The organism is Caulobacter sp. CCH9-E1 (assembly GCF_001556515.1).
GTDB lineage: Bacteria > Pseudomonadota > Alphaproteobacteria > Caulobacterales > Caulobacteraceae > Caulobacter.
This window is the reverse complement of sequence record NZ_LSJA01000350.1, coordinates 1-7,035: the sequence shown is the minus strand read 5'-3', so window position 1 is coordinate 7,035 and position 7,035 is coordinate 1. Positions and strand designations below refer to the sequence as shown.

General features: G+C 71.7%; 7 protein-coding genes. 5 read left to right on the top strand and 2 right to left on the bottom strand.

Going from position 1 to position 7,035, the window contains the following annotated elements:
* Positions 1-76, bottom strand: a 76-nt coding sequence (locus tag AX690_RS24320) for a hypothetical protein (RefSeq protein WP_369798207.1), incomplete at its 3' end; no start/stop codon positions are given.
* A 123-nt stretch (positions 77-199) separates the two neighbouring features.
* Between AX690_RS24320 and cydD the strand changes: the two genes are divergently transcribed.
* From cydD to fixJ, 4 genes are all read left to right on the top strand, one after another.
* Complete coding sequence (gene cydD, locus AX690_RS19760; RefSeq protein ID WP_066730530.1) at positions 200-1,840, top strand: thiol reductant ABC exporter subunit CydD; 1,641 nt, start codon at positions 200-202, stop codon at positions 1,838-1,840.
* Complete coding sequence (locus AX690_RS19755; protein ID WP_066730529.1) at positions 1,837-3,447, top strand: amino acid ABC transporter ATP-binding/permease protein; 1,611 nt, start codon at positions 1,837-1,839, stop codon at positions 3,445-3,447. The genes cydD and AX690_RS19755 overlap by 4 nt, the downstream gene beginning before the upstream one ends.
* Before the next feature lie 226 nt (positions 3,448-3,673).
* Positions 3,674-5,161: a PAS domain S-box protein gene (locus AX690_RS19750; protein ID WP_066686183.1), complete on the top strand. Its 1,488-nt coding sequence runs from the start codon at positions 3,674-3,676 to the stop codon at positions 5,159-5,161.
* Positions 5,154-5,762 carry a response regulator FixJ gene (fixJ, locus tag AX690_RS19745; RefSeq protein WP_066686184.1) on the top strand — a complete coding sequence of 203 codons (609 nt, stop codon included), beginning with the start codon at positions 5,154-5,156 and terminating at the stop codon, positions 5,760-5,762. The genes AX690_RS19750 and fixJ overlap by 8 nt, the downstream gene beginning before the upstream one ends.
* Positions 5,763-5,780: 18 nt before the next feature.
* Here fixJ and AX690_RS19740 read toward each other — a convergent pair whose 3' ends face one another.
* Positions 5,781-6,143, bottom strand: coding sequence for a nucleoside transporter (locus AX690_RS19740; RefSeq protein WP_066686185.1), 363 nt, complete (start codon positions 6,141-6,143; stop codon positions 5,781-5,783).
* A gap of 171 nt (positions 6,144-6,314) precedes the next feature.
* On the opposite strand from AX690_RS19740, the gene AX690_RS19735 reads away from it, so the two are divergent.
* Positions 6,315-6,977: a helix-turn-helix domain-containing protein gene (locus tag AX690_RS19735; protein WP_066686189.1), complete on the top strand. Its 663-nt coding sequence runs from the start codon at positions 6,315-6,317 to the stop codon at positions 6,975-6,977.
* The last annotated feature ends 58 nt before the right edge of the window (positions 6,978-7,035 follow it).

Genomic DNA, 7,035 nt, shown 5'->3' with positions numbered 1-7,035 from the left:
GGGGTACGAACAGGAAGTGGTAGAGGGCCGTCAACGCGAACTGCAGTCGCGACAGGTCGATAACCGCGGGGTCCATGGACAACTCCGAGACAACGGTCGATACGCAGGCCGACCAAGGGGGAAACCCTTAGACCCGGCCATTGCCCCGAACCTTGATCGTGATCAAGGTTCGGGAGCGGCCTCAGCCTACACTCAAGCCATGGGTTCCCACATAGTACAGATTGTCCACCCCTCCGTTTCCAAGGCTTGGCTGAAGCGTCGTGACCGGACCGCCGGCCCCGCCCTGCGCCACGCGCGGGGCCTGGGGCTGCTGGACGGAGTGGCCGCGATCGGCTTCGCGGCGGGCCTCGCCTTCGGCGCCGACGCGATCGCCAACCATCGGGATCCCCTGATCTTTTGCGCCTGCCTGGCCGGCGTGCTGGCGGCCATGCTGCTGCGCGCCCTGCTGGCCTACGCCAGCGCCCGAACCGGGGCCACGGCCGCGGCCGGCGCCAAGGCCGAGCTTCGCGCGGATTTGGCGCGATCAGTGTTCGGCGGCCCGCGTCGTCCGGCTGGCGAGGCGACCACGGCCCTGGTCGAAGGCGTCGAGGCCATGGACGGCTACTTCGCCCGCTTCCTGCCCACGCGGATGGCCGCGGCCGCCCTGCCCCTCCTGATGATCGCCGTCGCGGCGATCGCCAGCCCGATCTGCGCGGCCATCATGCTAGCGACCCTGATCCCGTTCATCGCCGCCATGATCCTGGCCGGGACCGCCGCCGCGGCCGAGGCGCGCGCCCAGTTCCAAGCCCTCGAGCGGCTGTCAGGCCTGTTCCTCGACCGCGTCCGCGCCCTGCCCGTGGTCCTGGCCTTCGAGGCCGAGGGAACGACCACCACCGCCCTCTCCCGCTCGGCCTCGGCCCTGGCCGAGCGGACGCTGAAGGTGCTGCGCGTGGCCTTCCTGTCCTCGGCGGCCCTGGAGTTCTTCGCCGCCCTGTCGGTGGCGCTGGTGGCGGTCTATTGCGGCTTCAACCTGCTGCGCCTGCTGCCCTTCCCCGTCCCCGAGCAGTTGGACCTGAAGCGCGCCTTCTTCGTGCTGGCCCTGGCGCCGGAGGTCTACGCCCCGATGCGGCGCCTCGCCGCCGCCTATCACGACCGCCAGGCCGCCGAAGCCGCCGCCGCCCGTCTGTCGACCTTCGATGAGCCGGCCTCCGCCCCGGCCGTCGCCCCCCTGCCCGCCGCCCCGGCGATCCGCTTCGAGAGCGTGACGATCCGCTATCCCGAGGCCGACGCCCCGGCGGTGTCGGGCTTCGATCTCGACATCGCCCCGGGCGCGATCATCGCCCTGGTCGGCGCGAGCGGCGCGGGCAAGAGCTCGCTGCTGAACCTGCTGCTGGGCCTTTCGCCCTTGAGCGGCGGCCACGTCCTGATCGACGGCGCCGAGCGCCCGGTTACGGCGGCCGACGTCGCCTGGGCCGGCCAGTCGCCGCTGATCCTGCCCGCCTCGATCGCCGACAACATCGCCCTCTCCCGCCGCGACGCGTCCCGCGCCGAGATCGAGGCCGCCGCCCGCGACGCGGGCCTCGGTCCCGCCCTGGCCCAGCGTCCCGGCGGCCTGGACTTCGTGCTGGACGAGCGCGGCAGCGGTCTTTCCGGCGGCGAGCGCCGGCGTCTCTCCCTGGCGCGCGCCCTGCTGAAGCCCGACCCGATCCTGCTGCTGGACGAGCCGACCGCCAATCTCGACACCGCGGCCGAGGCCCAGATGCTGACGGCCTTGCGCCGCGCCGCCCAGGGGCGCACGACCCTGATCGCCACCCATTCCGAGGCCGTCGCGGCCCTGGCGGACAAGGTGGTGCGGCTGTGAAGAAGACCGCGTCCACGCCCCTCGACGACCTGATCCGCGTCCAGAAGCGCGCCCACGCCGGCAATCTGCGCCTGGCCATTCTGAGCGCCGTTGTGGTCGGGGCGGCCTCGACCCTGCTGCTGGGCCTGTCGGGCTGGTTCATCGTCGCCAGCGCCGCGGCCGGCGCGGCGGGCCTGGCCGCCGCCCACGCCTTCAACGTGCTGCTGCCCAGCGCCGGCATCCGACTGCTGGCCATCCTGCGCACCGTCGCCCGCTATGGCGAGAGGCTGGCCGGACACGCCGCGGCCCTGCGGGCCCTGGCCGCCATCCGTCCAGCCGTCTTCGCCAGCCTGGCCGCCGCGCCGCCGGCCGAGTCCCTGGCCCTGTCGCGCGGCGAAGCCTCGGCCCGCCTGGTGCAGGACGTCGACGCCGTCGAGACCCGCTTCGTTCGCCTGTCCGCCCCCTGGAGCGCGGTCGCCGGCCTGGGCGCGGGTCTGTTCCTGACCGCCTTCGCCGGCTGGGGGCCGAGCCTGGTGATCCTGGCCGCCGCCGGCGCCGCGATCCTGTCGGCCCGCGCCCTGGCCCGCCGCTACTCCGCCCCCGCCCGCGCCGCCGTCCAGACCAAGGTCGGCGCCCTGAAGGACAGCGCCGCCGCCCTGGTCTCGGCCTCGGCCGAGCTGCGCGCCTACGGCCTGGAAGCCTGGGCCGGCGAGACCCTGAACCAGCGCGCCGCCGACCTGGAGGCCGCCCGCCTGACCGCCGCCCGGGCGCAAGGCCTGGTCCTGGCCAGCCAGGCGGCGATCCTGGGCGCGGCCGTCGCCGGCGCCATGGCCGCCGCCGCCCCGGCGGGCGCGCCCCTCGCCGCGCTGGCGGGCCTGGCCGCCGCCATGAGTGTCGAGGCCCTGGCCGGCGTGGCCCACGCCTTCGACCAGGACGGCGCGGCGCGCGAGGCTCGCGACCGGTTGAACGCCTTGCTGCGCCACCCGCCGCGCGCGCCCGCCAAACCGCTGGCCGAGACGCCTTCGCTGTCGATCCTGGACCAGACCCTCCAGCCCGGCGAGCGGCTGGCCATCGTCGGCCCCTCGGGCTGCGGCAAGACCACCCTGGTCGAGACTCTGCTGGGCCTGCGGGCGGCGCCCGCCCCCCTGCCCCGCGCCGCCTTCGCGTGGCTGCCGCAGGACGCCGGGCTGATCGCCGGAACCGTGCGCGAGAACCTGCGCCTGGCCGCGCCCCAGGCCAGCGACGCGGCGCTGTGGGAAGCCCTGGAGGACGCCGGCCTCGCCGATCGCGTCCGCGCCGCGCCGGGCGAGCTGTCGGCCTATCTCGGCGACGACGGCGAGCGGCTGTCGGGCGGCGAGCGTCGCCGTCTGGCCCTGGCCCGCGCCTATCTGCGGCCCGCGCCCTGGCTGCTGCTGGACGAGCCGACCGAGGGCCTGGACTCGGCGACCGAGGCTCGCGTCATCGAGGGCCTGGAGCGCCGCCTGGCGCGCACCGGCCAGGGCCTGGTGCTGATCAGCCACCGCCCCGCGCCGACCCGCCTGTGCGGCCGCGCGCTGCGCCTGGGCGAAGCTTGCGCGCACGAAAAAGGCCCGACGGTCGAGCCGCCGGGCCTTGTCGCAACGCTCTGAGCGAAGCGCTTATTTCAGATTCACGCGAATATGAGTCGCGAAGAGCACGACGGCGAAAACGGCGAACGCCGCGATCACCATTCCCAGATAGGCCGTTTGTCCGTCGGACATGAGCGTCTCCCTTGATTGAAGACAAGAGCTTGAGCATTCGCCGGATACGCCGCCTTGACCTGCCTCAAACCACGTCGCCTATAAGGGCCGCGTTTCCGTCGGAGTGCTTGCGCGGATGAAACCCGCCCGAGGCCTGTCCTCGACCCTGTTCAGCGATCCCTCGCCCGCCGCCTATGTCACCGCCCTCCTGTCGGTTATGGCGACGGCTGTCGCGCGCCTGTACCTGCCCGAGGCTTTCACCGCCCCGTCGTCGTTCCTGCTGTTCGTGCCGGCGGTGTTGATCAGCGCGGCGCTGGGCGGCGTGGGTCCCGGCGTGTTCGCCACCACCTTCGCCTGGGCGGCGGTTTGGTGGGTGACGCGAGACATCCCGTTCAACCTGATCAGCGGCATCTGCGCGGCGATCTTCCTGTCGGTCGGCTTCGGCATGGCCGTGGGCGGGGGCTGGTTCCACGCCACGCGTCGCCGGGCCGCGGCGGTCAACGACCACCTGCGCTCGGTCCTGGACACCGTGCCCGACGCCGTGGTCGTCATCGATCGCCAGGGCCTGATGACCTCGTTCAGCCCCGCCGCCGAGCGGATGTTCGGCTGGACCGCCGAGGAGGTGCTGGGCAAGAACATCAGCCTGCTGATGCCCGAGCCCTACAAGGCCCAGCACGACGCCTATCTCGATCGCTACGCCCGCACCGGCGAGCGGCGGATCATCGGCTCGGGCCGCGTCGTCGTGGGCAGCCGCAAGGACGGCTCGACCTTCCCGATGGAGCTGGCGGTCGGCGAGACCAAGGGCCGCACGCCCTCGTTCACCGGCTTCATCCGCGACCTGACAGAAAGCCAGGAGACCGAAACCCGCCTGCAGGAACTGCAGAACGAGCTGGTCCACGTCTCGCGCCTCACCGCCATGGGCGAGATGGCCTCGACCCTGGCCCACGAACTGAACCAGCCGCTGTCGGCCATCGCCAACCTGCTGACCGGCTCGCGCCGGCTGATGGATCGCGGCCGCGAGACCGACCAGGCCAAGATCCGCGACGCTATCGACCGCGCCGCCGCCCAGGCCCTGCGGGCCGGCGAGGTGATCCACCGCATGCGCGACTTCGTCCGCCGCGGCGCCAGCGAGCGCGAGGCCGAGAGCCTGTCCAAGCTGATCGAGGAGGCCAGCGCCCTGGCCCTGATCGGCGAGAAGGAGCGCCAGGTCGACGTGCGGCTCAATCTCGATCCGAAGGCCGACGCGGTGTTCGCCGACCGGGTCCAGGTGCAGCAGGTGCTGCTGAACCTGATCCGCAACGGCATCGACGCCATGCAGGTGCAGGAGCCCAAGAAGCGCGCCCTGCTGATCAGCAGCGCCCTGACCGACGAGGGCTGGTCGCAGGTCATCGTCGACGACACCGGCCCCGGCATCGCCGCCGAGGTGCTCGAACGCCTGTTCCAGCCGTTCATGACCACCAAGCCGCAGGGCATGGGCGTGGGCCTGTCGATCTCGCGCTCGATCATCGAGGCGCACGGCGGCCGCATCTGGGCCGAGGCCAATCCGGCCGGCGGCGCCCGCTTCTGCTTCACCCTACCGCCCGCCCCGGAGACGGCGGAGACCAAGGAGACCGTCGATGAGTGACGCCCCCGTCGTGCATGTGGTCGACGACGACGAAAGCGCTCGCGATTCCCTGGCCTTCCTGCTGGAGTCGGCGGACTTCGAGGTCGTCACCTACGCCAGCGCGCCCGCCTTCCTGGAGGCGCTGGAGAGCGCCAGGCCCGGCGTGATCATCACCGACGTGCGCATGCCCGAGATGAGCGGCCAGGATCTGGTCGCGCGCCTCTCCACGCTCAAGGTCAAGATGCCGATCGTGATGATCACCGGCCACGGCGACATCCCGATGGCGGTGGAGGCCATGCGCTCGGGCGTCGTCGACTTCCTGGAGAAGCCGTTCTCGGAGTCGCGGATGCTCGACGCCCTGCAGCGGGCGTTCAAGTCGGTCGAGGCCGCGCCGGTCTCCACCGACCAGGCGGCGATCCTCAAGCGCGTCGAAAGCCTCTCCGAGCGCGAGCGCCAGGTGCTGGACGGCGTGGTCGCCGGCCACGCCAACAAGGTGATCGCCCGCGAGCTGGGCATCAGCCCGCGCACGGTCGAGATCTACCGCGCCAAGCTGATGACCAAGATGCAGGCCGACAACCTGGCGGCCCTGGTGCGCATGACGCTGTCGGTGCGCGGGGAATAAGCTCGAGGGAGCGCCCCTCTAGTGCTTCGCCAGCAGCGCCGCCAGCTCGCGGCCCAGCGAGTCGTCCAGCAGCGGCTTTTCCACGACGGTGACGTCCTTGACGCCCTGGCGCTGGAAGCGCTGGGCGTCGCTGGTCAGGACGATGGTCGAGCGGCCGGGAACAGGGGTCGGCAGCGGCGCCGAGCCGTCGTCGATGATCACGCAGGCGGCGGCGCGGCAATCCAGGCACGACGAGCAGCTGTTGGCGCACGACGGCGCCGTCACGCTATAGCCTTCGGTCTCGAGGGAGAACCGCAACGCCTCGCGCAAGGGCTCGTCCGCAACGAGCAGAAGGATCAGGGGCCGGACGTCGCCGTCCGACAGGTCGGGCCGGTCGCACATGGAACAAATCTTCGCAGGCGGACCGGCCCCTGACTTTGATCCCGGTCAAAACGGGTTTGTAAAGGGTCGCCGCATAAGGGGTTTCCCTTAGCGAGGCTTCCTTAGGCGGCCCCCCCGAATTTCGCGACTTTTGCTTTGGCGCAATAACCCCCGGGCAACTGGGGGTTTCCAATGCTGTCTCCGATCCGCACGCAAAGCTTCGAACCGGCCGTCCAACTCGATGGCGGCCTCGACGCCGTCCTCGCCATGCCCTGCGCCTGCCCGCGCTTCGCTCGAGACGAGGAGATCTTCGGAGAAGGCGAAACCGCCGACTACGTCTATCAGGTCGTCTCCGGCGCGGTCCGGACCTACCGCATCCTGCGCGACGGCCGTCGCCAGATCGACGAGTTCCACTTCGCCGGCGACTATTTCGGCCTGGAGCTGGGCGAGGCCCACCGTGTCACGGCCGAGGCCATGACCGACACCACCATCCGCATGATCCGCCGCGGCGCTCTCAGCGACCTGGCCGCCAAGCGCGGCGACGCCGCCCGCGCCATCCTGCGCCTGACCGCCGAGGGCCTGCAGCGCAGCCAGGACCACGTGCTGATGCTGGGCCGCCGCTCGGCTCAGGAACGCGTCGCCGGCCTGCTGCTGGACATCGCCGAACGCACCCGCGCCAAGGCCGAGCTGGACGTGCCGATGAGCCGCCAGGACATGGCCGACTATCTGGGCCTGACGATCGAGACCGTCTCGCGCACCCTGACCAGCCTGCAGGACGAGGGCCTGATCGCCCTGCCGACCGTCCGCCATGTGGTGCTGCAGGATCGCCGGGCCCTGGAGCGGATGACGGCCTAGGGTCTTCCTTCTCCCCTTGCGGGAGAAGGTGTCAGCGAAGCTGACGGATGAGGGGTTG